Origin of the sequence: Sideroxydans sp. CL21 (assembly GCF_902459525.1) — a bacterium.
GTDB lineage: Bacteria > Pseudomonadota > Gammaproteobacteria > Burkholderiales > Gallionellaceae > Sideroxyarcus.
The window spans coordinates 3,381,266-3,407,405 of the sequence record NZ_LR699166.1 but is presented as its reverse complement, the minus strand read 5'-3'; the positions used below and the strand labels follow the sequence as shown (position 1 = coordinate 3,407,405).

20 protein-coding genes, 1 tRNA gene and 1 other RNA gene are annotated in these 26,140 nt (G+C 53.3%); 15 read left to right on the top strand and 7 right to left on the bottom strand.

Translation table 11 applies throughout. The annotated features are described in order from the left end of the window. Positions 1–4 precede the first annotated feature (4 nt). The 6 genes from QOY30_RS16235 to QOY30_RS18165 all read right to left on the bottom strand — a co-directional run bounded on the left by QOY30_RS16235 (position 5) and on the right by QOY30_RS18165 (position 7,397). Entirely contained in the window at positions 5–160 is a 156-nt protein-coding gene (locus tag QOY30_RS16235; protein WP_283745662.1) for a hypothetical protein, read from the bottom strand. Between the two features lie 72 nt (positions 161–232). Further along, positions 233–655, bottom strand: coding sequence for a surface-adhesin E family protein (locus QOY30_RS16230; protein ID WP_283745661.1), 423 nt, complete (start codon positions 653–655; stop codon positions 233–235). Between the two features lie 584 nt (positions 656–1,239). Continuing rightward, a complete protein-coding gene (eruA, locus tag QOY30_RS16225) occupies positions 1,240–5,298 on the bottom strand; it encodes an NACHT domain-containing antiphage protein EruA (RefSeq protein ID WP_283745660.1) in 4,059 nt (1,352 codons plus the stop codon). Continuing rightward, a complete protein-coding gene (locus QOY30_RS16220) occupies positions 5,295–6,551 on the bottom strand; it encodes an ATP-binding protein (protein WP_283745659.1) in 1,257 nt (418 codons plus the stop codon). The genes eruA and QOY30_RS16220 overlap by 4 nt, the downstream gene beginning before the upstream one ends. Before the next feature lie 174 nt (positions 6,552–6,725). After that, complete coding sequence (locus tag QOY30_RS16215; RefSeq protein WP_283745658.1) at positions 6,726–7,127, bottom strand: hypothetical protein; 402 nt, start codon at positions 7,125–7,127, stop codon at positions 6,726–6,728. Between the two features lie 6 nt (positions 7,128–7,133). Continuing rightward, entirely contained in the window at positions 7,134–7,397 is a 264-nt protein-coding gene (locus QOY30_RS18165) for a helix-turn-helix domain-containing protein (RefSeq protein WP_502958695.1), read from the bottom strand. 392 nt (positions 7,398–7,789) lie between these two features. Here QOY30_RS18165 and QOY30_RS16210 point away from each other — a divergent pair, with 392 nt between their 5' ends. The 5 genes from QOY30_RS16210 (at position 7,790) to QOY30_RS16190 (ending at position 16,000) form a co-directional block, all read left to right on the top strand. Further along, positions 7,790–8,668, top strand: coding sequence for a slipin family protein (locus tag QOY30_RS16210; protein ID WP_283745657.1), 879 nt, complete (start codon positions 7,790–7,792; stop codon positions 8,666–8,668). A gap of 91 nt (positions 8,669–8,759) precedes the next feature. Then, positions 8,760–10,901, top strand: coding sequence for a glycogen debranching protein GlgX (glgX, locus tag QOY30_RS16205; protein WP_283745656.1), 2,142 nt, complete (start codon positions 8,760–8,762; stop codon positions 10,899–10,901). 1 nt (position 10,902) lies between these two features. Continuing rightward, the gene (locus tag QOY30_RS16200; RefSeq protein WP_283745655.1) at positions 10,903–13,533 is read left to right on the top strand and encodes a plasma-membrane proton-efflux P-type ATPase; all 2,631 of its coding nucleotides are present in this window, start codon (positions 10,903–10,905) and stop codon (positions 13,531–13,533) included. 174 nt (positions 13,534–13,707) lie between these two features. Next, positions 13,708–15,120 carry a glucose-6-phosphate dehydrogenase gene (gene zwf / locus QOY30_RS16195; RefSeq protein WP_283745654.1) on the top strand — a complete coding sequence of 471 codons (1,413 nt, stop codon included), beginning with the start codon at positions 13,708–13,710 and terminating at the stop codon, positions 15,118–15,120. A gap of 244 nt (positions 15,121–15,364) precedes the next feature. Next, a complete protein-coding gene (locus QOY30_RS16190; RefSeq protein WP_283745653.1) occupies positions 15,365–16,000 on the top strand; it encodes a hypothetical protein in 636 nt (211 codons plus the stop codon). A 295-nt stretch (positions 16,001–16,295) separates the two neighbouring features. Here QOY30_RS16190 and QOY30_RS16185 read toward each other — a convergent pair. Beyond that, positions 16,296–16,371, bottom strand: a tRNA-Ala gene (locus tag QOY30_RS16185). A gap of 148 nt (positions 16,372–16,519) precedes the next feature. Here QOY30_RS16185 and rpiA point away from each other — a divergent pair. The 10 genes from rpiA to mraZ all read left to right on the top strand — a co-directional run bounded on the left by rpiA (position 16,520) and on the right by mraZ (position 26,133). Next, positions 16,520–17,179 carry a ribose-5-phosphate isomerase RpiA gene (gene rpiA / locus QOY30_RS16180; RefSeq protein ID WP_283746078.1) on the top strand — a complete coding sequence of 220 codons (660 nt, stop codon included), beginning with the start codon at positions 16,520–16,522 and terminating at the stop codon, positions 17,177–17,179. A gap of 60 nt (positions 17,180–17,239) precedes the next feature. Next, positions 17,240–17,947 carry a phosphate signaling complex protein PhoU gene (gene phoU / locus QOY30_RS16175; protein ID WP_283745652.1) on the top strand — a complete coding sequence of 236 codons (708 nt, stop codon included), beginning with the start codon at positions 17,240–17,242 and terminating at the stop codon, positions 17,945–17,947. A gap of 6 nt (positions 17,948–17,953) precedes the next feature. Then, the gene (gene ppx, locus QOY30_RS16170; protein WP_283745651.1) at positions 17,954–19,429 is read left to right on the top strand and encodes an exopolyphosphatase; all 1,476 of its coding nucleotides are present in this window, start codon (positions 17,954–17,956) and stop codon (positions 19,427–19,429) included. A gap of 48 nt (positions 19,430–19,477) precedes the next feature. Then, complete coding sequence (locus QOY30_RS16165) at positions 19,478–19,696, top strand: hypothetical protein (RefSeq protein WP_283745650.1); 219 nt, start codon at positions 19,478–19,480, stop codon at positions 19,694–19,696. A 32-nt stretch (positions 19,697–19,728) separates the two neighbouring features. Next, an RNA gene (rnpB, locus tag QOY30_RS16160) (RNase P RNA component class A) lies at positions 19,729–20,150 on the top strand. Positions 20,151–20,733: 583 nt separating this feature from the next. Next, positions 20,734–20,961 carry a hypothetical protein gene (locus QOY30_RS16155; protein WP_283745649.1) on the top strand — a complete coding sequence of 76 codons (228 nt, stop codon included), beginning with the start codon at positions 20,734–20,736 and terminating at the stop codon, positions 20,959–20,961. Then, the gene (locus QOY30_RS16150) at positions 20,958–23,084 is read left to right on the top strand and encodes a hypothetical protein (protein WP_283745648.1); all 2,127 of its coding nucleotides are present in this window, start codon (positions 20,958–20,960) and stop codon (positions 23,082–23,084) included. Before QOY30_RS16155 ends, QOY30_RS16150 begins: the two co-directional genes overlap by 4 nt. Positions 23,085–23,165: 81 nt before the next feature. Further along, the gene (locus QOY30_RS16145; RefSeq protein ID WP_283745647.1) at positions 23,166–24,419 is read left to right on the top strand and encodes a hypothetical protein; all 1,254 of its coding nucleotides are present in this window, start codon (positions 23,166–23,168) and stop codon (positions 24,417–24,419) included. Beyond that, positions 24,416–25,303: a hypothetical protein gene (locus tag QOY30_RS16140; protein WP_283745646.1), complete on the top strand. Its 888-nt coding sequence runs from the start codon at positions 24,416–24,418 to the stop codon at positions 25,301–25,303. The genes QOY30_RS16145 and QOY30_RS16140 overlap by 4 nt, the downstream gene beginning before the upstream one ends. Before the next feature lie 383 nt (positions 25,304–25,686). Continuing rightward, positions 25,687–26,133, top strand: a complete 447-nt coding sequence (gene mraZ / locus QOY30_RS16135) for a division/cell wall cluster transcriptional repressor MraZ (RefSeq protein ID WP_283745645.1) — start codon at positions 25,687–25,689, stop codon at positions 26,131–26,133. Positions 26,134–26,140: the final 7 nt, after the last annotated feature.

Below are 26,140 nucleotides of genomic sequence, written 5' to 3'. Positions count from 1 at the left end.
AGGATTACTTTTTTTGCTCCGCTGATTTATAAACGGTTGAATCCGTTTTTTCTGCTTTTACGTTGCTGCGATTACGTAGCAATACCACAATACCGGCCATCACTAACCCGCCTGCCACGACGATAGCCAAAGCCAGCAACATTCCAAGACCGAGGCTCATAATTGTCTCCATTCAAATTTTGAATACCGGCTATCCAATCCGGTCATTTGCGATCCCGGAAAGCGGACGATCCTAATTTTTTCCGCAGGCGATTCTCCACAGTTCCATGTTAATGCTGTCAGGTTCAACAGGGCGCCAGTCAGAATCCGGGTATGACTCTCTAAAAACAATTTCGCCCTTGCCTTTTTTTTCAGAGTGATAAGAGATATACAGTAATCGCTGCAGCTCTTTCTTGCAGTCGTATTCCCTCTGCTCTTTATCCGACCAAGCCGTATTGTCACCCAGAGGCATGTGGGCCTCGCCATTGCCAAAGTAAACTGCCTTGGGCGACGCAAAATTTATTAAACTCCACATTGTGACCTTGTTGCCATCCGCATGAATGGTGGCCGGGTCGGCGAAGGCTGTTACGTTTGTATTGCTGCCGGCCTGAACCCACCCGGCAATCGCGGAGTTGCTTACCACAGCAAATAGCAGCACCAGAATTAATTTATTCATTGCTATCCCCCCGGTTGTTTCGCCCCCTGAGAATACCTGTGGCCGTCTGAATTGTTAAGAGCTGTCAGATGACTGTCACCGGGCACAGGATATCAGAATGCAGCTTTCTGCAACGGCTATGGCCGAACGCTGCCGGATCAATTGCTTGTCCCGGGTAGGTGCGGCGTTCTTTGGTGCATATTCCGGACACTCATGAGCACTTGTTCCGATTGGAGTTGAATAGGCATTCCGCTTTAATCTGATCACTCATACTTCTGATCATGAGCAGCGGAACCTGCAACCAGTTTCTTTTATCGGTAGCTCGCTGATATGGAGATAGTCTGCTTTTTGGCCAAAGCGGACCTGGTGAACAGCAGAACGTGAGTCTGCTTTGTCTGCCATAGCGGCCCCAAGGACTGCTGTCTGCACCGAAGCGATCATCAATCACCAAGAGATTGGCAATCTTCGGCAGTCAGTTCCTAACCAAACTGCGTCATTCGTGGGCGTCCGCTAGGCGGCAATCAACAATTAAACTCTAATGATCGATGTTGGCGTTACGAGTGAAGGCTTAAATCGTAGGAGCGTAGACATTTCACTAATAAAATTTAAGTTGGAAGTGCACAATCAATAACGCAAATGTGGATTCGATGACTTTCTTCCGTCGTGAGAGTTTGACACAGGCGGTCTTCGAGTTCGAGGGCGCTGTGGAGTTTTTTGCCGTCGAGAGGCGGCTTCATTCCTTTGCCGCCAAACCAGAAGACTAGATAAATACCATAACCTTCCGCGCCAGGATCGCGAATATACTTAGGAATCAATTGCTCGTGGATTGCACGCCAAAGGTCATCGTGTGTATCTTTTTTAATTTCGATGGGAACGTTGAATCCGTTGGCTCCACCAAATAACACCTTAATATCAGCACGTTTATCATCCGCGTAATTTCCTTCCCGTTCAGCATCAATTCCCAGCGAACTTAGCCGTGCTTTCAGGTCTGAAAGCAGTGCATCCCGACAGTCGTTTTCAGGTTTAGGCTTATTCAGAATCTTATTGCTTATGTCGTAGCTCCAGTACTGCCTGTAGTCATTGGTGCTGCCGTCCCGAATTTTTCGGGCGATGTCGCGAAGATGATCGAACGTCAGCGCGGCGAGGTCAGCGGCACTGGCGGGTTGGAGGTTTGCTAGCGTTCGACTGACTTCTTCGACACCTAGACGTCGGAATGTAGACTTGCGTCGGGCGATTCGCTGGTCATGCAATGCGCCACGCAAAGTGGTATGCCAATGCGTGAGGGACGAAAGTGCCAACAGACGTTCGAGCTCACGGCTTGCAGTTTCACTCGGACTGCCCCCAAGCTTGTTGATGAATGAACGCATCAGATCTGCAGTATTCATTGAGGTGCTGACCCAGTGAGTACCAACAGGTCGTTCGGGCGTGCAGCTAGGCAAGAGTAGTTCTATCAGACGCGCGAGTACTGTCTCTGGCAGAGCTGCATAAGGAAATCCACGTTCCCACCGATCATGCAGAAAAGCTGCCAAATGGCTTTTACGAGGCCTGCTCTTGCCTACGTACTGAAATAGTTTTGCTGCATAGGCGGCTGGATCAACAATCAATCCGCAAGCCAGCCAATAAACTCGCTGCGCGGCATCCATGCTCCCCAACTCAAGTTTGCGGTCAATGATTGAAGCAAGCCTCCTCTTGTCTAAGTAATTTAACGCCCCCTTTAACAACGGATCGAGCGCATGTCCCAATTGTTGCTTGCGCGCGCGCAAAGGAAAACCTTCCAGCATCAGCGGTAAAGCAATTCTGGCAACCTCGGAATAGACGTCGTTGTATGCCAATGGATAGAGTCCACTGACATGTTCATTTCCGGCACGCAGCTTGGGCAATGCATAAGCTACAAGCACCTCTGCGACTAATGCTGATCTTGTTCGAATTAGTGCATTTATCCACTCTGGGTTTTCTCCAACATCGTAAGTAAAGCGGAAAGCTAACAAGCGTGATAGAACGCTATCGTCGAGTCGCATCGCCTCCGTCGGGTTGTTCTGAAACAATTCGTCAATACCCACTAGGCAAGGTGTGCGGACATAGGGCATTTTCCCTTTTATATCTAACTCGACAATTTCGCTGACAGTCGGGAGGTCTTTACGGTCAAGGATATGACGAAAACCTGAATAGGCTGCTTCTACCAGGTCCTTGTCCCCATTCAAAAAATCCTCAAGGCGCTCGCGAGGTGTTTCACCCGTGGCTTCGTAAATCAATCCGTTATAGGCTTGTGCCAAGTCATGCAGAATTTGCGGATATGCATTGCCATTCCGAATGGCATTAAGATGTTTTCTGTAAAAGCCAACCCGTTCAACTTTTTGTTTTTTTTGCTCAGTATTCCATTCGTGGCTTTGTATGGCTTGTTCCTGTTGCCACTCACCAATTGGACAAGTTGTAAACCACTCCAGCCAGGGTTGGAATATTGGATATGCATTTACCCATGATTCGAGGAACTTTAGCGCAGGGTCCGTCAATTCTTGCTGTCCGCCATCACGTTTCAACATATAAACGGCTTCATAAAAAAAATACTGAGCCAACTCTTTAGAGGTTTCTAGAGCTGCTTTTTTCAGATACCATATCCCGATGTCGGAGGGCGGTGTGCCAGGCAGCCTCATGGCGCATCGACTCATGCAATACCGGACATTCTCCTGGTCGACACAGAGTGTGGCCCCGCGTTCGATTATCGCTTTGTATCGGTTGGGGCGTCCCGCAAGCCAATTAGCAATGCGTTCGGAATGCTCTCTTTCGAGCCGTGCATGTCCATATTCGTCGAGACCGATGCCGAGCCAATCGTAAAGACGTTCATCCGAAATGCTGTCGCCATGTGTTTCAAGTCCGCGAACCAATAGCTTCCCCAACATTCGGTTGAGTTGATGATGCTGCAACATCTTTCTCAGGTCAGCATGTTTTTGTATTAATTGATCCAACAGCAAAGGCAAATCACCAATAGCTGTTATTTCAGGAATCTCGTGAGTCCAGAGCATGAAATAATTGCCTATCAAACTTTCATTTTTGGGCTTATGGAGGTAATCCAATATTTTCGCAGGCGGAATATAAGTGGGATAAAGTTTACGCAAAAGAGCACCGAGTAATTCATCTTCTCGGTCTTCGACTGTGCCCTCACGAATATCTTCTGCAAGCTTCAGGAGTCTCGAACTGTTATCCTGCATGGCATGCATTAGCGCCTGTGCCGCATTGGTGCGAACCGCCGGCCAATAGCTAGCGTCTCGTGCGATGGTTTCCAGCGACTTAGATAATGAAGGCAGTGGATCACCATGACGTATGGCGTCGAGCACGCAGTCAAGCAGCGCTTGGTCGGCTTCCGCGCGCGAAGGCGAAATAAGAATTTCCCTAAATGCTGATTCCATGTCGGCTGTCCCCAGCGCACCAAAAGGCGGAGAAGTCCAGTCCTGTGAGCGAAACCACGGGTAGCGTAGCGCTTCGTTTTTCAATGCGTTCAGAACTAGCCGTTTGTCGTCCACAATGAAATTGCGCACATCGCCATAGAGCACTACCCCCAAAGGATCGCGTGCAATAAGATCTGACCGCCCTGTGCGGCAATGAACGGATAGCCATGCTGCAAACCCACGCAGGTCGGGCACCATACCACCGTCTTCTCCAGATATTAGAGCCAGTACGCGACCGAATGGTAAGCCACCATCTTCGATTCGTGCCGCCAAGTGGCGTGCGCCAAGATACTCGGCGACGCTGCGGTGTATTGGAACGCGTTGCTCTTCTTCGTCTTTCTGAAACAGATTTGTTTTCAGAGCAGGAAGCAAGGGTAATTTATACCCTGACAGCTCATTCCAGTAGTAGTGTTGATCGTCGCTTGCGTCTTTATCCAGAGCAAAGCCAGCAATCCCGGATAGCAGTTGAATGGCACACATGTAGCCAGCGGCATCCAGTAACGCCTCGGGGGAGTGATGTTTTTCGCGCTTGGCATCCCGATGTGCTCTGCTTTCCTCACGCACGAGCTGGTGACATGCCATTTCGTAAATTCCCTTGCGGCTTTTCGGCCATTTATTTCCGCCGACGGCTTCTACAAGCAGGTTCAAGGTTTGCGGGTTGTGCAGCAGGTCACCTAGTCTGTGTTCGCCAGCATTGCGTATAAACTCGTTAGGATCAGGTACGCTGTCTTTGTGACGTAGGATATCGATTACGTCGCTATTGCTGAGCGGGTCGAGGTGTAAGGCAACAACATCACCATTTGGCGATATGCGCTTGAGGGTTGCGCTGTCGCTTTCGCCCAGCCAGTCCGCCTCGCGGCAGGAAAGACGAAAGCGGGGGCAGCCTAACTCTCCCAGTCGTTTGCTCACTTGAGCAAGAGATGTCCAACCGTCTCCTTCGCCCGCACGCATCTCGTCCAGTGCGTCGATGAATAGAGTTTTTTCTGTATCTTCCGCTGTTGGCTCGAACGCGGCGAAGACGCGTGCCTTGATATATTTACCTCCTGATTCTTCCGCTTCCCGCTCGAATGCCGCGGTCTTGCCTGCACCTGGGTCGCCAAGCAGTACATAGGCAGGCAACTCCCTATAGGATTCCAACGGATGGGTCCCCTGCTCATCCTCATTGCCGGATTTGCGCGTACAGTTGCGCCGGACTAGATAAGGTTTTACTGTCTCGCTCAAAGCCAGTGCTCCGCCGGGTAGGAGAGAAATTCCACCAGTGGGATGCCACCTTCGCCAACTAGTAGTTTCCGGCATTTGCCGAAGTTTTCTTCAAATACATCGAGTCCGCTGGCATGACCTGAAGAAGGTCCACTTTTTACTTCGATAGCGGTCAGTTTATTGCCGCGTTCGATTACAAAATCGACCTCGTGGCGGCTGTCGCGCCAGTAATATTGCTGACAATCCGGGTAACCAGTGTTGTGCAAATGCGCTCCGACCGCGCTTTCCACCAAACGCCCCCAATAGCTGCGGTCGGCTTTAGCTTCTGCCTTGGTGTATCCCGATCCCGCAGACATCAAGGAAGTGTTGAGCACGTTAAGTTTAGGTACGGATGCACGCCGCCGATGCTGTTGCCCGGCGTATTTCTGCAACCCCTGAATCATTCCGGCATTGCCCAGTAAGTCCAAATAATGGGCGAGTGTCACCGTGTTGCCTGCATCCTGCAATTGCCCGAGCATTTTGGTGTAGGACAGAAGCTGCCCAGAATATTTGCAACCTAAGTGGAATAGTTGTTTGAGCAGCGCTGGTTTATCGACCCGCGTCATCATCAGGATATCTCTCTCAATGCTCGGCTCAATCAATCCATCGCGCACATAGTTACGCCAGCGGGGCTCATCACGAATATATGCAGCACTTCCGGGGTAGCCGCCGAAATAGATATATTCATCAAGGTCGTAGTCGAATGCTTCATGCATTTCAGAGAACGACCAGTGCGTGACGCGTATCAGGTCAAAGCGTCCAGTTAGACTTTCTGTCATGCCTTTTTGCATCAGTAAGGGCGAAGAGCCGAGTAGAACTACATGCAGCCGCAACTCTTCGGCCCGATCTGCATCCCATAAGCCTTTGACTGCCTCAGACCAGCGGGGAATTTTCTGAATTTCGTCGAGAACCAGAATGTGTCCATTCGTTGATTCCCGCGCAGCTGCACGCGCACGTTGCCATTGTTCTACCAGCCATGTTGTATCTCTTGGTCTTGCATCACGGTCATATGCAATGTCTTCTACTGATGAGAGGCCATAGCCGCGAGGCGCATCAGGTTGGTCTACCGGAACGAAGTGGTAATCGCTACGACCGAACTGTGAAAGAGCATCATGCACCAACGTGGTCTTGCCAACCTGACGTGGCCCAGCCACGAAGATTAATAATCGCGGAGTTTCGGAAAGCCTATTAAGAAGAGTACTAACTTCTTGGCGTTGATAGGGTTGGGCTGGCATAATTATTCTACTGAGTAAAATTACTCAGTAGAATAATCCTCAAACTAGATAAACTCAAGAGAAATGGAGGCTATAACTCAGAATCTGTGTATCGTGGAACAGCCATCCCGACGACGCGCCCGCACTTTCTGCTTTTGCCAAGGCCCGGTCATCGGCTAAGCCGACAATTGAAGATCAAACAGCTTTAGCTAGAAATACGGCAAAGCCTGCCATAGCAAGCAGGAACCCCCACTTTACTTGCTGGCTCTCCGGAATGCCTCCTGTGACACGATTTGCAAAAATCTCACAGTTGTTAGATACCAAATCGTAAGCTGATGGCTGGCTAATCTCTTGATGAACTCTAGAGAATGTTGCCTGTCGTTCTGACATAGGTACTTTGCGAATTTCCTTAACCTGCTTGCCAGCGGCAAACTCTTGATATGTTACATAGTGAGGCCCTTTGTCACCTGTTGTGTGAGCCACCATTCCATTTGGGAGAAGCACTCCCCAATGTTCACCTACCCCATTTAGTTTCGGACGTGCGATTACTGCAATCTGAGATGTGAATGAGTTCAAATAAGAAGACAGTGAGTTCATTTGTTATTACTTCCTTGAGAGTAACCAAACAAGCGCAGCAATGACGCCCGCGCCAACCAATAGATTTTTAACTTCAGTCTGCGCCTGAGCCGCCTGTTGTTCTGCCTTCAGCTTAAACTGTGCCATCAATGACGCCTGATATGCGGAAGGCACAGCAACCCCCCGCTCCCACTTGCTGATAGTCATAACATGAGCATCAAACAAGCGAGCAAAGTCAGTTTGGGTCAAACCTAGGGATTTTCGTATAGCAACAATCTCTTCTGGCCTCATTGTACTAAGTTAAATGATAAGTCTACGTATAAGTTTAAACTTATATATAGACTGTGTCAAGAGGCGCTATAGGAAGATTCATTAGGTTGGTTTGAGGGGGAGTGTGTCCGGAAAATTGTGTAAAGCAGCCCATATCACCCTTTGGCCCAAAGGACTGCTTTGGCCGATAACCGGCCAGTTGCAATTATCTAGCTGATCGGCAAATCAGGGGGCATTACGTCTGGGATGTACTCAGAGGCTGCCGACTGCGCAACAGGACTGGACTTGGTGCGCATGTCGTTGGATTAGCCGATCAGGATTACCGGAATACGCATTTGGTTCGGAACCGCACAGATACAAACCGCAATGACGCGTAATTTGTGCATCTGCAACTCTATTCACGGTGCACAGCTATGAACCCGATTACATCATTCCTGGTTTTTGTGTGTTTTGTCGCGGGTCTTGCCATGACGCAATGGGTGAGCAACTATCTTGCGCTGGTGTTTTTCGGTGCCGCCATCTTCATTGCGCTGGCACTGAAGATGGCCAATGCCTGGGAGAAGTTTGTCATTCTGAGAATGGGCAAGTTGCAAAGCGTCAAAGGTCCCGGCTTGTTCGTCATCATTCCGGTCATCGACAATGTAATCGCGGTCATCGACGGACGCATTCAGACGACAGCCTTCAACGCCGAGCAGGCGCTGACCAGAGACACGGTTCCGGTCAACGTTGACGCAATCATTTTCTGGCATGTGCACGATGCCGAAAAAGCGGCGTTGGCCATCACCAATTATCGCGAGGCCATTGACCGGGTTGCGCAAACCTCGCTGCGCGAGATGATCGGTTCGTCGATGCTGGCCGCATTGCTGTCCGACCGCAAAGAAGCCGACGAACAATTGAAGGACGAGATCGCCAAGAAGACTTCACCGTGGGGTATATCGGTGAGCTCGGTAGAGATTCGCGATGTTGCCATTCCGGAAGCCCTGCAGGATGCCATGTCGCGCCAGGCTCAGGCTGAACGCGAGAAGCAGGCGCGTGTGATTCTCGGTTCCGCCGAAGCGGCAATCGCAGGCAAGTTTGTCGAGGCCGCCGATATATATGCCGGTCATCCCGCGGCACTCCAGCTTCGGGCCATGAATATCATTTACGAGACAACGAAAGAAAGAGGGGCAACGATCCTGATTCCAAGCTCCATGGTCGATAGCCTGAACCCTTCCGTAACCGGTCTTGCACTTTCTCTCGCAACCAAACAAATGCCGGATGCAGGGGCTGCTTCGCCCCAGTCCGCGGCCTGAACATCGGGCGGGAAGGCGCAAACGATTAACCGGATACCGTTCAAAACCAGGTCGGGTCGCATGAAAGAAGAATATGCAAAAAAATGCGCGCATGAATAAAGCCGAACGCCCGCTTGATGATTACTCGGCCAAGGTTTGTGAACGCACCGAAATCCGGAGAGGGGTTCCCTTGCCGCTGGGAACGCATGAATCCGAGGGCGGCGTTAACTTTGCCCTATTCAGCCGTCACGCCACCCGTATCCGTCTGGAATTGTTCGATCAACCGGCGGATGCAAAGGCGTCCAGAGTCGTTGATTTCGATCCGGCCCGCAACCGCACGGGTGAGGTGTGGCACGTATGGGTCAAAGGGATACGTCCCGGGCAACTTTATGCTTACCGGGTAGACGGCCCGTACCAACCCGAAGCCGGGCACCGCTTCAATTTCAACAAGCTGCTGCTCGATCCGCTTGCGACAGCAATCTCGCCATTGCCCGATTGGGATTTTGGCCCGGCTCGCGGATATGAGCAGTCTGATCCGGAGAGGGCTCCTTCGAAACTGGACGATGCCGGAGCCATGCCGAAATGTGTGTTCACTCATGGACATTTCAACTGGTATGACGATCACCCGCTCCACCATCCCTGGTCGGATACCGTGATCTATGAAGTGCATGTTCGCGGTTTCACCCGCCACGCCAGTTCGGGCGTGGAACATCGCGGTACCTACCGCGGCCTCATGGAAAAGATCCCCTACCTGAAAGAATTGGGGATCACGGCTGTGGAATTGATGCCGGTGCACGAGTTCAATGAACACCAGGTTTCCGGCACCAACCCGCAAACCGGCAAGCCACTCGGAAATTACTGGGGCTACGATCCCGTGGCGTTCTTTGCGCCGAAAGCATCCTATAGCAGTGCGGGCGGACTGGGCCAGCAAAAGCTGGAGTTCAAGGAAATGGTCGGCGCACTCCATCAAGCCGGTATCGAAGTGATCCTGGATGTCGTGTTCAACCACACGGCAGAGGGAAACGAGTTGGGTCCGACCTTGTGTTTTCGCGGGATCGACAACGCAATTTTCTACATGCTGGAATCTGACAAAATTCACTACAAGAATTACTCGGGTACCGGCAATACTATCAATACCAACCATCCCGTGCTGCGGAGCCACATCATGGGGGCATTGCGCTACTGGGTGGTGGAGATGCACGTGGACGGTTTTCGCTTTGACCTGGCGTCGATACTGGGCCGCGACGGCAACGGCAAGCTGCTCGCCAATGCTCCTCTGCTGGAACGGATTGCCGAAGACCCGATCCTGAGAGACGTAAAAATCATCGCCGAGGCATGGGATGCCGCCGGTGCATATGAAGTGGGCAGCTTTTCGGAACAGCGCTGGGCGGAATGGAACGGTCGTTTCCGGGACGATGTGCGGCGGTTTTGGCGCGGGGACGAGGGCATGCTCGGCTTGTTTGCTAGCCGCATTTGTGGCAGTGCCGACATCTACGCCAAGTCGGGCAAGGGACCGGACAACAGCATCAATTTCGTCACCTGCCACGACGGCTTCACCTTGAACGATCTGGTGAGTTATCGCGACAAGCACAACGAGGCCAACGGTGAAAACAACCATGACGGCACAAACGATAACTTGAGCGATAACGGCGGCGCGGAAGGAGTAACGGCGGACGCCGGCATCGAGGCATCGCGCAAAGGCCAGATCAAGAACTTCCTGCTGACGCTGCTGGTCTCGCGCGGTGTGCCGATGCTGTTGGGTGGGGATGAATTCCGCCGTACCCAGGGCGGCAACAACAATGCCTACTGTCAGGACAACGAAACCAGCTGGCATGACTGGCACTATCTGGAAACGCACCGGGAGATTTTTCGTTTCGCGAGCGGCATGATCGCCTTTCGTCGCGCCCATCCGGTTCTGAGCAAGGAACAATTCTATGCGGACGCCGACATAAACTGGTTCGGCGCGCAAGGCGGATTGCCCGACTGGACCGACCCGAAAGCAAAGCAGTTTGCCTGTCTGATTCATGAGGATGAGCAGCGCGCTCTTTACCTGATGTTCAATGCAGCCAACGTTGCGAGCGATTTTTCATTGCCGCCCGCAGCGCAATCTACCCGGTGGCATCTGGCAATCGATACCTCGCACCCAATACCGCAGGACATGTTTGCCGCGGGTGAAGAACCGCTTCTGGATTACCCGCAAACCTACCTGCTGGCCCCCCGATCCAGCGCGATACTTGTGACACGAAAAAAATAGCATGCCAACGACACTCGATAAACCCGAAGACGGGCCGAAGCCCCCGATGCCGGCAACGGCCAAAGCGCCCGAGATCGCTTCTGCATCGGTTCCCGACACGCTTGCGACGCTGAAGGTCGATCCCGACAAGGGACTCACGTCCGCCGAAGTGGAAAACCGGCGCAAAGAGAATGGCTACAACGAAGTGGCCCTGCAAAAGGCACACCCGGTACGCAAATTCCTCGGGAAATTCTGGGGCATGTCGGCGTGGATGCTGGAGTTGATCATGGTTCTGTCGGCCTTCCTGCACAAGTACTCCGATCTCGCCGTGGTGAGCGCCCTGCTGGTCATCAATGCGGTGCTGAGTTTCGTGCAGGAGCAGCGCGCAGCGGGTGTCGTCGAAACCCTGCGGCGGCGCTTGCAAATCAGTTCGCGCGTGTTGCGCGACGCGAATTGGCAGGTCGTTCCGGCGCGGGAACTGGTTCCCGGCGATATCGTCCGCGTGCGCGCCGGTGACGTTATTCCCGCCGATGTGAGACTGCTCACCGGAACAGTGAGTGTCGACCAGTCCGCTCTCACCGGAGAGTCCAAGGATGCGGACAAGGCATACGGCGATGTGCTTTCGTCCGGGTCCGTCGTTCGCCGGGGCGAATGCAATGGCGTGGTCATCCTTACCGGTGCGAAGACCTACTTCGGCCGCACCACCGAACTCGTGCAAACGGCACGTCCGAAGCTCCACATCGATGCCGTGGTGGCCAAGATCGTGCGCTGGCTTTTTGTCGTCGTCGGTGTGTTGCTCGCCGTGGTGGTCGTCATGTCTCTCACGCGCGGCACGCCGTTCATCGAGATGATTCCGCTCGTGCTCATCCTGTTCATGAGTGCCATACCGCTGTCCCTTCCCGTCATGTTCACGGTTGCCATGGCCGTGGGCTCTAAGGAGCTGGCGAAACGCGGCGTGCTGGTCACCCGCCTCAGTGCCGCGGAGGATGCGGCGACCATGGACGTGCTGTGCGTGGACAAGACCGGCACCATCACGATGAACCAGCTGGCCGTCACCGGCGTGATTCCGCTGGCACAGGCGACGGAGAACGACGTGCTGGTTGCCGGCGCGCTTGCATCGCAGGAATCCAACCAGGACCCGATCGACCTCGCCTTCCTGGCGGCGGCCAAGGAGCGGCATATTTTTGACGGCAAGCCTGCGTTCAATTCCGTCTCCTTTACACCGTTCGATGCGAAGAACCGGCGTACCGAAGCCGTGATCGAGCAGAACGGCCAGCGGCTGCGCGTGATGAAGGGCGCCGTGCGCACCGTCGCCGAGGCCTGCGGCCTCCAGCCTGCAGAGATCGACGGGCTGGAGGCACGGGTGGCCGAATCGGCGCTGAAGGGCTATCGCACTCTGGCGGTGGCGCGCGGCGGAGAGTCCGGTGCGGTCACTTTGCTCGGACTGGTGACACTGTATGACCCGCCCCGCGCCGACGCCAGACAGTTGATCGCCGAGCTGCGCGGCCTTGGCGTTCAGGTGAAGATGCTGACCGGCGATGCGCTTGCGGTCGCAAGCGAGATCGCACGCGGCGTGAGTTTGCCCAATATCCGGCGCATGGCCGACCTGAAGTCTGCTGCCAGCGCGGGCAGTAATGACGCGGTCGACTTGCTGGCGGGCGCCGATGGCCTGGCCGAGGTGTTCCCGGAGGATAAATATACGGTCGTGAAGCATCTGCAGGCAGCGGGGCATGTGACCGGCATGACGGGCGACGGCGTCAACGATGCGCCCGCGCTGCGCCAGGCTGAAGTGGGCATCGCCGTCAACACCGCGACCGATGTGGCCAAGGGCGCCGCGAGTGTCGTCCTGACCGACGCGGGACTGGAAAATATCGTAGCGCTGGTCGAGCAGGGGCGGACGATCTATCAGCGCATCCTGACCTATATCGTCAACAAGATCAGCCGGACGATATTGAAAACGGGCTTCGTGGCCATCGCATTCGTTGTGACCGGCAAGTTCGCGATGTCTGCCTTTGCCATGCTGTTGCTCGTGTTCATAACCGACTTCGCAAAGATCTCGCTGGCGACAGACAACGTTCGGCCTTCGAAGAGACCAGAGACGTGGAACATCGGTTACCTCATTTCCGTTGCTGCGGTGTTGGGCACCCTGATGGTCGCCGAAGCGCTTCTGGCGTTGTGGTTCGGCTGGTCGAGACTCGGCCTCGGCAGCAATGAAAATGCACTCTACACTTTCAGTTTCCTGACGCTGCTCTACTTTGCCGCACTGTCCATTGTGTCTGCGCGCGAACGCCGCTGGTTCTGGATGACGATGCCGAGCAAACTGGTCGTAGCTGCTGTCGTTGCAGAAACGCTCATCGGCACGTCCCTGATGTTCGTTGGCCTGCCGGGTCTCGCACCCATGCCCTGGTGGGAGGCACTATCGATCTTCGGCTACGCGGCATTCTCGTGCCTGGTCGTGAACGAAGTTGTGAAGGTCGTGCTCATCAAATGGCGCCGCCCCGCAAGGGGTGCCGGGACGCCGGCCGATCTGCGGTCGCAGATCGCCACCAGGGCCTATGAACTCTATGAACATCACGGCCGCAGCGATGGTCATGCGGATCAGGATTGGCTACAGGCGGAAAGTGAAATTCGAAAAGAAGATCCCGCCAAATGAACATGAAAACGGATTCGGGGGAATGTCGGGTTGAAAGCACGCGAACAGGCATTCGCCGGGAAAGAGAGCATCATGGAAGTTGCACACCGGTTCCATGATGCATCGTACCGATATTGAACCAAGCTGCATGCAAGCAGTCAGGCGATCATGACGAGAAGAAAAACAGGTGATGAAATGAGCAGCAAGCATGGCCGTACAACCCCAGCCGATGCATTGGTGATCTTCGGTGTGACCGGTGATCTCGCACACAAGATGATCTTTCCCGCGCTGTACGCGATGGCGAAACGCGGTGTTCTCAATGTGCCCGTGGTGGGCGTTGCCTCCTCGAAATTGACCATGGGGCAACTGCGCAAACGGGTGAGGGACAGCATCAGGCAAGCGGGCAAGATCGATGATCGGGCCGCGCTCGACCATCTTTTTTCCAAACTTCAATATGTGTCCGGAAACTACAACGATCCGGACACGTTCAGCGCACTCAAACAAAAGTTGGGCGGTGTGCGGCGACCGGCGCACTACCTCGCCATCCCGCCCGCACTGTTCGCCACCGTCATCGAAAGTCTCGGCGCATCGGGTCTGGCCGACCAGGCGCGCGTCATCGTGGAAAAACCGTTCGGACGCGACCTGGCTTCCGCGCGCGAACTCAATCGCATCGCGCTGTCGGTGTTCGAGGAAGATTCGATCTTTCGTATCGACCACTATCTCGGGAAAGAGGCGATCATGAATATCCTCTATTTCCGTTTTGCCAATTCCTTCCTCGAGCCGATCTGGAATCGCGACTGCGTGGCAAGCGTGCAGGTCACGCTGTCCGAGGATTTCGGCGTGAAGGGACGCGGTGCGTTTTACGAAAGTGCCGGTTGCCTGCGCGATGTCATCCAGAACCACCTGTTTCAGATTGTCGCGCTGCTGGCCATGGAGCCGCCCGCGTATCAGGGCTTCGGTGCCGTCCACAACGAGAAGGCCAAGGTGTTCCAGGCCATGCGCCCTCTGGTGCCCGACGACGTGGTGTGCGGCCAGTACACCGGTTATCGCAAGGAGCCGGGGGTGGCAAAGAGATCGGAAGTCGAGACATTCTGCGCCCTGCGCTTGTTCATCGATTCCTGGCGCTGGGCGGGGGTGCCGTGGTATTTGCGTTCCGGCAAATGCCTGGCGACGACCGCAGCCGAAGTGCTGGTTGAGCTGAAGCCGCCTCCGCAAAGACTGTTCGACGATTCGGACCCGGCAGGTGGGCGGGCCAATTATTTGCGCTTCCGCCTTTCTCCCGATTCCGCTGTCGCGCTTGCCGCACGCGTCAAGCGCACAGGCAAGGAATTCGTTGGCGACCAGCGCGAGTTGTTTTTGCTGGATGAACATCCGGGAGCGGAGCTGCCCTACGAGCGGTTGCTGAGCGATGCCATGGCTGGCGACGGCGCGCTCTTTACGCGCGAGGATGCGGTGGAAGCCGCATGGGCTGTGGTCGACCCGGTTCTCGATGCGCCTCGCCGGATTCACCCCTACAAGCCCGGTGGCTGGGGGCCGAAGCAGGCCGATGTGCTGATTGCGGCAGACGGCAGCTGGCACAATCCTGTGCCGGAGAAGGGGGCGTCATAGCCCGGTAAAGCCTTTGGTGGCCGATCGTCATCAACCCGTGCTCAACGAGCAGCAAGACATCATTCCGCTGCACTGAGGTCTGGCAAGTAACTGTCAATAACTGACCAAACCTCGTCATTTACCCTTGATTGCCCATTACTATAATAATGTTATTGCAGATATGAATTTAATTTATTCAATAGCTTAGAAAGCTGGTGCGGATATTGCTGTCTAGGACAACAATTCATTCTCACATTGGACACAGATGATGCGACAGAACAATCAAGGCGGAGCCACTTTGTTTGAAATTACCTCTGCTATAGCGATCGTGTTGCTGCTGATTACTATCTTATTGATAGGTCAGAAAGTCACCCTCAACATACAAGTGAATCGTCTGGAGCGCGATTTCAATAGCATTCAGGCAACTATCTTTGATGCTCATAACAGGTTGCGTCCGATGAAAATTATTTCTCATGATGCACCTTCCAATTTGCTGGTTTCAACCGCGGATAGCAATAACAGCAACTGGAATGCGATTATCGACGGGAGCTGGAACTCGACATCGGGAGACACTTTTAATGTCTGGCAAAACGTTCAGGTAGCAGGATTGCCTCAAGGTTCGACGAACAAGAATTTAAAAGCTTATGTTCCACTCAAACCCTCCGGCAGCGTCATTGACATTTCCGAAGCTTCCAGCGCCCCCATCGCAGAGCTAAAAGGAAATTACATAATCTGTTCGAGCAACATCGACGGTAGTCTCGTCAAACAACTCGACCTGGTAATTGACGACGGAAATACGGCTTCTGGCTCCATGATGGTGTCCAATACAATTGGTGGCGCAGCTATTACCACTTACGGCATCGTTAATGGCAATACTTATACGGTTTGCATGGGAGTTTGAAGAATCTCCATGATGAGATTTGAAGCTGCCTTTGGAGGATTGCGCTCCGGGAAGTTATTAGGTCTGCGTGATGGAAAACTTTCGTAACCGATCGCCGATATCGGGAAGCTCGCAAGGCCGCTTCGACTATTGATCCGGCACGCAGTATCCAAGAATCCGTTCGCATTGAGCTTGTCGAAATGTGAATGGATTCCTGTGCTTCGACAGGCTCAGCACGAACGGCAATGAGGTTAAAAACGTGCCGGATCAATAGTGAGTGAGTTCGCCAATGTCCGGATTGCGGGTGATATGCCTGTGGTGGAGGTGATCAGGATCGAACTGACGACCTTCTGATTGCGAACCAGACGCTCTCCCAACTGAGCTACACCCCCACGGCAGGCGAATCCTAAAGGCAAACCGCCCGTTTGGAAAGAGTTTGACGGAAAGACTCGGGAAGGTTCCTAATTTAGCGAATTCCTGCAATAATCCCCGCACGAAACAATATTACCGATTATTAGCGAATCAGGATAAATGATGGCATTGACACAAGATGATTTGAAACGCGCGGTCGCCCAGGCGGCAATCGCTTATGTACCGAATGATTGCATTGTGGGCGTGGGCACGGGTTCCACCGCCAATTTCTTCATTGACGAGCTGGCCAAGATCAAAAACAGGATACGCGGTGCGGTCGCCAGTTCTGAGGCCTCTACCAAGCGCCTGCAAGGACACGGCATCGAAGTGCTGTCCCTGAACGAGGCGGGCGAGTTGCCGGTGTATGTGGACGGTGCGGACGAGATCACCAAACACATGCACATGCTCAAGGGCGGCGGCGGGGCACTGACGCGCGAGAAGATCGTGGCGGCGGCCAGCAAGAAGTTCATCTGCGTGTGCGATGCCTCCAAGCTGGTGGACGTGCTGGGCAAGTTCCCGCTACCTATCGAGGTGATTCCCATGGCACGCAGTTATATTGCACGCGAGCTGATCAAACTGGGCGGGCAGCCGCAATTGCGCGAGGGTTTCACCACCGATAACGGCAATGTCATCCTGGATGTCCACAACTTGCAGATCATGAACCCGGTGGAACTGGAAACCACATTGAACCAAATGGCCGGCGTGGTGACCAACGGATTGTTCGCGCGTCGTGCGGCGGATGTGTTGCTGCTTGGCACGCCGGACGGTGTCAAGACGCTTACTGTGTAACAAAACCTTAACCGCACGCCCGTAGCATCCATCATTTGCAGCAATTTTTAAGGAATTATCATGGTCGGTAGCGAACATACCTCGAAACAATTCGACGCGGAACTGGAAGCGGTTCGCGCCCGGGTGTTGCAGATGGGGGGGCTGGTGGAAAGCCAGATCCGCTTGGCGGTCGAGTCTCTGCTTTCCGGCGATGTGGGCTTGATGAACCGTGTGATTGAAGACGATCATCGCGTGAACGCGATGGAAGTCGAGATTGATGAAAGCTGCAACCGCATTCTGGTGCGTCGCCAGCCTGCGGCGGGCGATTTGCGCATGATAACGACCGTGATCAAGACCATCACTGATCTGGAGCGTATCGGTGATGAAGCCGAGAAAATCGCACGCATGGCCAAGTTGCTGTCCCAGAAAGAACGTCTGCACCTGCCCCGTTACAACGAGATCAAGCATGCTTCTGATATCGCGCTGGACATGCTGCGCAAGTCGCTGGATGCATTTGCGCGCCTCGATCTTTCCACAGCGGCCCAAGTGGTGCGCCAGGACGAGTTGGTGGACGAGGAGTTCCGCGCCATCATGCGCTATCTCATTACCTTCATGATGGAAGACCCGCGCACGATCTCCACTTCACTGGAGATTCTGTTCGTGGCCAAGGCTATCGAGCGTATCGGAGACCACGCCAAGAACATGTCCGAATACGTGGTGTACATGGTCAAAGGCCGCGATGTGCGCCACGTGACCGTGGAAGAGATCGAACGCGAAGTACTCGAATAAACGCCCGTGCAACAGCCAATACTTGCCGCAGTCGACCTCGGCTCAAATAGTTTTCGCCTGCAAATCGCCCGTGTGGAGAATGACCAGCTTTATATGCTGGATGGCTTGCGCGAAGCCGTGCGTCTGGCCGCCGGCATAACGGAAGACAAGCGTCTCGACAAACCGGCGCAGCAACGCGCGCTTTCCTGCCTGCAGAAATTCGGCGAGCGGTTGCGCGGCCTGCCGCGCGAAGCGGTGCGTGCGGTAGGCACCAATTCCTTGCGCGTCGCCAAGAACGCTCCCGAATTTTTGCAACAGGCAGAGGCGGCGCTCGGCTTTCCCATCGACGTCATCGCCGGGCGTGAAGAGGCACGACTGATCTACCTTGGCGTGGCGCGTACCCTGCTGCAAACGGCAGGCAAGCGGCTGGTGATGGACATTGGCGGCGGTTCCACCGAATTCATCATTGGCAACGGCCTGCAGCCGCTCAAACTTGAAAGCCTGTACATGGGCTGTGTCAGCTACAGCGTGCGCTTTTTTCCTGACGGCAAGATCAACAAATCCAATCTCAAGCAGGCGGAACTGGCTGCGCGCAGCGAAGTGCAGGCCATCGCTTCCGAATTTTCCAAAGGTCACTGGAACGTTGCGTTCGGTTCTTCGGGCAGTGCGCGGGTGCTGTGTGACATTCTCGAACAAAACGGCTATAGCGCGGGCGGCCTCACGCTCGACGGGCTGGAGCAGTTGCGAGTTCAGTTGCTCAAGGCGGGCGACGTAAACAAACTCGATTTGCCCGGACTCAAACCGGATCGCATCTCGGTATTGGCCGGCGGCTACGCCATCATGTACGCGGCCTTTTGCGAACTCGGCATCGAGCACATGCAGCCCGCGATCGGTGCATTGCGCGAAGGTGTGCTTTACGACCTGCTGGGGCGCTTCCATCACAACGACATGCGCGAAGTCACCATGCAACAGTTCATGCGCCGCTACCATGTCGATGTGCGCCAGGCAATGCGGGTGGCGCATCTTGCAGACTTTCTGGCGAAGCAATTTTTGGAAGGCCGGTTGAGCGACGAAGAATTGCACCTGCTCAACTGGGCGGCGAACCTGCATGAGATCGGCATCAGCGTCGCGCATAGCGGTTACCACAAACACACCGCCTATATTCTTGCCAACGCCGATATGCCGGGTTTCTCGAAAACCGAACAAAGTCATTTGAGCCTGTTGACGCTGGCACATCGCGGCGGCCTGGAAAAATTGCGCGGCAAGCTGGACACGCAGGAGATATTGGCCGAGGCGATGGCGCTGCGTCTGGCGGCGCTCATCTATCGCAACCGCGGGGACGTCGATTTGCCCGCAATGCGGGGGCGGTTCAGCGGTACCAAATTTCACCTCGTCCTCGCCCCGGGCTGGCTGGTGCAGAATCCGCTCACCGAAGCTGCACTGCTGGAAGAAATGAGGCAATGGAAAGTGCTGGGCGTGAGCATGCAAGTCGTTGAGGGATGAGTCAGCATTAATCCGCAGCTGAATCTCAGTAATCGTATCGGGGGATAAATGAAACAACTTAAAGCCATATTGATCGGTTTGGTGATCGGTGTATTCATCGGCATGGCATTGGGCATCAATATAGGTCGCGACAGACCGCTGTTCTCCAATCCGTTCGCAAAAGAGTCTCTGGTTGACCGGGCCAAACAGCTGGGCAGCGAGACGCTGGAAAAGAGCGGCAAGGCATTGGAAAAGACGGGACAGGCACTGCAAGACAAAGCCAGGTAATCCGGCCCCCGCTCCGTGATAGACTTCGCCCCGAAGCTGGCTAGACAGTCGCTGCACACTTTATGCTGTGTAGAGGAAAGTCCGGGCTCCATAGAGCAGGATGCCGGTTAACGACCGGACGCCGTGAGGCGATGGAAAGTGCCACAGAAAATACACCGCCGATGGCCCGACTTTGCCGTTCGCAAGAACGGCAAAGTCTTCTCAAGAAGAGCAGTGGTGAAAGCTGCTGCGATGATTGAGAGGGGATCAGGTAAGGTTGAAATGGCGAGGTAAGAGCTCACCGCACTGGTGGCAACATCAGTGGCAGGGTAAACCCCATCTGGAGCAAGACCAAATAGGCAAGCTATGACGTGGCTCGCGTCGCTTGCGGGTAGGTTGCTTGAGCGTCAGGTAACGAAACGCCTAGAGGAATGACTGTCCACGACAGAACCCGGCTTACCGGCTGGCTTCACCTCTTTTGTAGTCAAGTTGCGCTTCGATAAATTCGAGGCTTCAATCGAGGGCAATGCACTAAACATCCAGCCTTCATCACTATTGATCCGGCACGCTTTGAATTTCACTGCCGCTCGTGCTGATTCCATTTCTCAATCAATAGTGAATCGGGGCATTCCCTCTCCCGCAGGCGGGAGAAGGGAGTAAATTCAAGCATTGAAATAGAATTGGAATGAGTTTGTCGAAGCACAAGAATCCATTCAAATTTCGACAAGGCCTTTAGTGCATCGTCGAAGGGGCAATCTGACCGGATTTCTGGATAATGAGTGCGGGTCAGTTTTTTAGACCCTCGGCGCTCACCTGATTCTTATGCCTCGCCGGGAGCGGCTCTCATCCCGACATCTCCTGAAGCATTATTCAACGCGGCAACAGTCGGTGTTATCCATATCTGCGTGCGGCAATTGATCACGTGCACCTTCATTCCCCGATTATTTTTGGGTAAGGCCAGCCTGAAGTTATAGCGAAGTATCTAGGCCGTTTGGCATATTGACTGGGTTGGAGTGGCCGGATAGGGTAGGGTAACAGTCACTTACTCAGACGATAGCATGAGAGCAGACATCGGTTCTGTTGAGTCCTTGATGGGCGCAAAGGGCAGGAAGAAGCAAGTTGCGGCGACACTCGAAAAACATTCGAGCACCTTTAAGTTGTTTGCAATATTGACTTGCCAGTTAAAAAGCGCGAAAGCCGTTGTGTTCCACTCTTCCGACCGGTGCAACCCAAAATATCACTTTATCCCAATCCATCTTTATTCATTTATCGGCGGGAAGTTATGATCAGAGAAATTGCTCCAAAGAGTTCTTTCATGAGGGTTTGGGGACTCTTTGCAATTCTCTGCCTTGGTGCATGCGGAGGTGGAACTAGCGTTGGAAGTGCCACTGCTACTCCACCAACCGGCCCTGTAGCAACTGGCAGTACACCAATTGGCAATCCGCCAAATCTCACCCCGCCATTAACAGATTCGTTCACGGCCACAACATCCCGCACCACCGGCGTTGCCCCCTTGTCGGTGTTCTTTGATGCCACCGCGACCACCTCAGCGCTCACCACCAAGCCATTCCATAAGCTTCAGTACACATGGAATTTCGGGGATCCGACTGGCAGTCCAGTCAGCGGTACTACATGGGCTAATGGCGCTGCGCCTGGGGTGTCGAGCAGAAATGCCGCTACAGGCGCAGTGGCCGGACATGTGTATGAAAACCCCGGTACATTTCAACCAATCCTGACAATTTATGATGGGGTGTCGTCTCATTCGGTGAGTTTGCCGCAGATCATAGTGGCCGATCCCAATACGACTTTCGCCAACACCAAAACATATTGTTTCGCGGCAACTGCACCCCCCGTTGCAGGGTCTGGGGGATGTCCGACCGGAGCGGCAGTTGCAATGCAATCCAACTTTGCGACGGCCATGAATACTGCCATAGCATCTGGCGCCACGCGTATTCTATTCAACAGAGGCAATACATTTACAGATACTGCCTCGGTCACTATAACCACTCAAGGCCCGGGACTGATCGGCTCTTATGGCACCGGCGCACTGCCCGTAATCCAGGGAACATTCGATGGGGCGCAACTGGTCTTCGGTGATCTTTACCATGTCTCCGTGAACCACTGTGTCGCCAGTCCAGCTTCCTGTGCGAACACACCGCTTAGCGATTGGCGTGTGATGGATCTGAACTTCAAAGGCCTGGCAGCAACCGATCCAACTGCGATCAATACAGGCGCAGTCGGGTTGAATGGTGCGTTCAACGACTTGACCTTTCTAAGACTCTCCATGAGCGGGCAAGCCAATGCATTTGGCGATAACGACATTCTGCTTTCCCTGAACAACAATACCGGTTGGTGCTGCCATAACATCTGGTCAGGTATAACCATGCAGGACTCCACTATCTTCAATCCGATAATTGGAACGCCGGGAAACACATCAACGTATGGGTATGGGGTGTACCTGAGCGGAGACAGGGTAGCCTTCTCAGGGAACTCGATTGACCTCGGTGGTACGGCGGCGCATACCGAATCTCATGTGGTCAGGTTCACTTACCTAGGACAGGCTGCAATCACAAACAACACATTGGCACATCCGGGGCCTACTGAATCGAATATCAAGCTGATGGGGCCGGGATTCCCGGCAGCATGGGGCGGGGCTGGCGATACCAACCAATATTTTTACTGCCCGACTGGCGCGGGGTGCCCGACACCGGATATTCAGGGCCTGGGCCAGGGATACACCAGATGGGTGGAAATATCGGATAACCAATTCATCAGTGGATATAACAATTACATGGTTGCCGTCGCGCCGCAGAATCAGAATAGCGATGAACGAATCAAGGATGTGGTCATTGAGCGTAATCACTTTGCAGCAAAGAATAGTACTGTAACCATCGCGCTTTATCTCGATGGATTCGACTACACCGTCAGAAACAATACGTTCGATATGAATGTGGCGGGGGATCCGGCAAATGCCATTGCTTTTATAGCCGAAGTTGGTGGCACCATTTCTGTTGCCCCCGACGATTTGATGGCTTACAACAATTCCTACTATACGGACTACGCAATATCTGGGAATAACATAAATTTCCTGCAAGTAAACACCGCAACCACCACTGTGGATGTGGAAAATAATATCGCTTTTGCTCCCAATGCCAGTATATCTAATGGGCTAAATGCCCTTATATTCGGGACCCCCAAGGCGGGAAGCATAGTCGCCAATAATTCGACAACATTGCAGATGATGACTGTTAGCCCCTTATATTTTGCAACACCTCCGGTTAACCCATCAGACTTCAAACCAGGTACTGGTAGCTATGCGAGAGGTACCGGTGCAACCGTCCCGGTATGGACAGATTTTTTCGGTTTGCCCAGGAGCGCACCATATGACATGGGTGCCGTGAATCATTAATCAGCCCCGTTCATTTCTACGTATATATTTCATCGGTCAGAGTTGGGGCAACGCTGATCTTAAGGATTATCTTCTGAGGTTATGATGATCAAAAAACTGGCATTCAAACGCTTTATCGTAGAGTTCTCTGTGCTATTCGCAGTTCTCTCTCTTGGTGCATGCGGAGGTGGAGCTGGCGTTGGAAGTGCCACTGCTACTCCACCAACTGGCCCCGTAGCAACTGGCAGTACGCCAATTGGCAATCCGCCAAATCTCACCCCGCCATTAACAGATTCGTTCACAGCCGCAACATCCCGCACCACCGGTGTTGCTCCCTTGTCGGTGTTCTTCGATGCCACCGCCACGACTTCGGCACTGACCACCAAGCCATTCCATAAACTTCAGTACACCTGGGATTTTGGAGATCCTACTGGCAGTCCGGTAAGCGGTACAACCTGGGCAAATGGTTCAACTCCTGGAGTGTCGAGCAGAAATGCGGCAACAGGCGCAGTGGCAGGGCATGTGTATGAAAATATAGGTACCTTTACGCCAAAATTGACCGTATATGATGGATCGGCATCCTATTCAGTCACCTTGCCTTCAATAGTTGTTACTGATCCGGCTATAGTGTTTTCCACTAATACCATTTGCATTGCAGCCACATCAACGCCTATTGCCGGAAATAATGGATGTCCACCCGGGGCAACTGTTTTGCAGCAATCCGCATTTGATACAGCGATGAAAACTGCAACTGGCAGCAACGGATGTGGTACTGGTGTTATATGCAAAAGGATTTTATTTAAGAGGGGTGATTCTTTTTCACAATCAGTGTCGTTTAATCTCTACATCAATGGCCCCGGAATCATCGGCTCTTATGGTACAGGTGCAACACCTGTTATAACAGGAACTATGGACGATTCTCAGTTGCTTTTTGGAAAACTTCAATATCCTTCAGTAAATAGCTGTTCTAATCCCGGATCTTGCATAGGTGGTGTTTTGGCTGACTGGCGCGTAATGGATTTGAACTTCATAGGAATGGCAACAGGCGGCACAATTGCAAGCTCAACTTCAGCAGTGAATATGGCAGGGCAGTTTAATAATCTAACATTTCTAAGACTTTCCATGAGTGGACAACGTGCCGCGTTCGGAAATGGCGATCAGGGATTGGATTTGTATAACAACACTGGATGGTGTTGCCATAACATATGGACAGGAATTACTCTTCAAGATTCCACTATTTTCAATCCACAAGTTGGTACTGTAGGAAACACAGCTACTTATTCTTACGGTGTCTACATGAGTGGGATCGTGTCTTTTTTTCAGGAAACTCAATTGATCTGGGTGGAACAGCATTGACTACTGAATCTCATGTGGTCAGGTTCACTTACCTGGGACAGGCAGCAATAACAAATAACACGCTGGCACATCCGGGACCAACAGAACAAAACATCAAGCTAATGGCTCCTGGATTTCCGGCAGCATGGGGCGGGGCCGGCGATATCGACCCAAATCCCTGGTGTCCCACTGCCGCTGGATGCCCAGCAGTGGACATAGCAGGCCTGGGCAAGGGATATACCAGATGGGTGGAAATATCGGATAACCAATTCATCAGTGGCAGTAACAATTACATGGTCGCCGCCGCGCCGCAGAGTCAGGGGAGCGATGAACGGATCAGGGATGTTGTGATTGAGCGCAACCACTTCGCTGCAAAAAATAGTACTGTATCTGTCGCGCTTTATCTCGATGGCTTCGACTACACCGTCAGAAACAATACGTTCGATATGAAGGTGGCGGGGGGGCCGGCAAATGCCATTGCTTTTATAGCTGAAGTTGGTGGAAACATTTCTGTTGCCCCTGACGATTTGATGGCATACAACAATTCCTACTATTCCGGCTATGCAATAGGGGGGAATAACATAAATTTCCTGCAACTAAATACCACATCGACCACTGTGGACGTGGAAAACAATCTTGTGTACGCCCCTTTATCCACCAATGGGCAGACATCCGTTATATATGGAACCCCCAAAGCGGGGAGCATCGTGGCCCCTAATTCGACAACAGCGCAGATGAAGACTGTCGACCCCTTGTATGCTGTTACACCTCCGGTTAACCCATCAGACTTCAAACCAGGTACTGGTAGCTATGCGATAGGTACCGGTGCAAATGTCCCGGTATGGACAGACTTTTTCGGTTTGCCTATTAGTGCGCCATATGACATGGGCGCAGTGAAACATTAGTTTGCGTCAACTTCCATGACGTAAGTTGCGTCACCAGCGGGTAGGTTGCTTGAGCGTCAGGTAACGAAACGCTTGGAGGAATGACTGTCCACGACAGAACCCGGCTTACCGGCTGGCTTCACCTCTTTTGTGGTCAAGTTGGGCTTCGATAAATTTGAGGCTCGAAAACAGGGCAAATCGCCCAAATTTCCAGCACTCCGTTACAAACAACTTTAGCTTACTAGCGCAATCCATTGCTTTTTAAGCATATTTGTTTTGCATTAACTATGTGCGCTAACTCATTGTCCCGTAAAGAAAAATCCCATTTTCTGGCTTGACCACCCCATTGTTTTTCAATATAGTGGCTGTAAGTGGTAAAAAGTGGGTAAAGGTGGGGAATCGGGATGTTTCAGGGAGCGACGCAACTTAATCTGGATAGCAAGGGCAGGCTCGCGATACCGGCGCGGTATCGCGACATGCTGCTTGCGCATTGTGCAGGTCAGCTAGTGCTGACTGCCGATGCCGACGGATGCCTGTTGGTCTATCCGCAACCCGAGTGGCAGCCCATCCGCGAAAAACTGATGAAGCTCTCCGCTTTCGATCCGCGCATACGCGCGCTACAACGTTTCCTTGTTGGTCATGCCGAAGATACGGTGATGGATGCCGCGGGTCGCGTTCTGGTTTCGCCCACGTTGCGTACTTATGCGGTGCTGGACAAACACGTGATGCTGGTGGGGCAAGGCAATAAATTCGAGTTGTGGGATGAGGCGCGCTGGCAGGCGCAGAACGAGAAGATGACCGGATTCTCGGCAGACAATTTGCCGCCGGAGTTGGAGGGTTTCACGCTGTGAGCCAGAA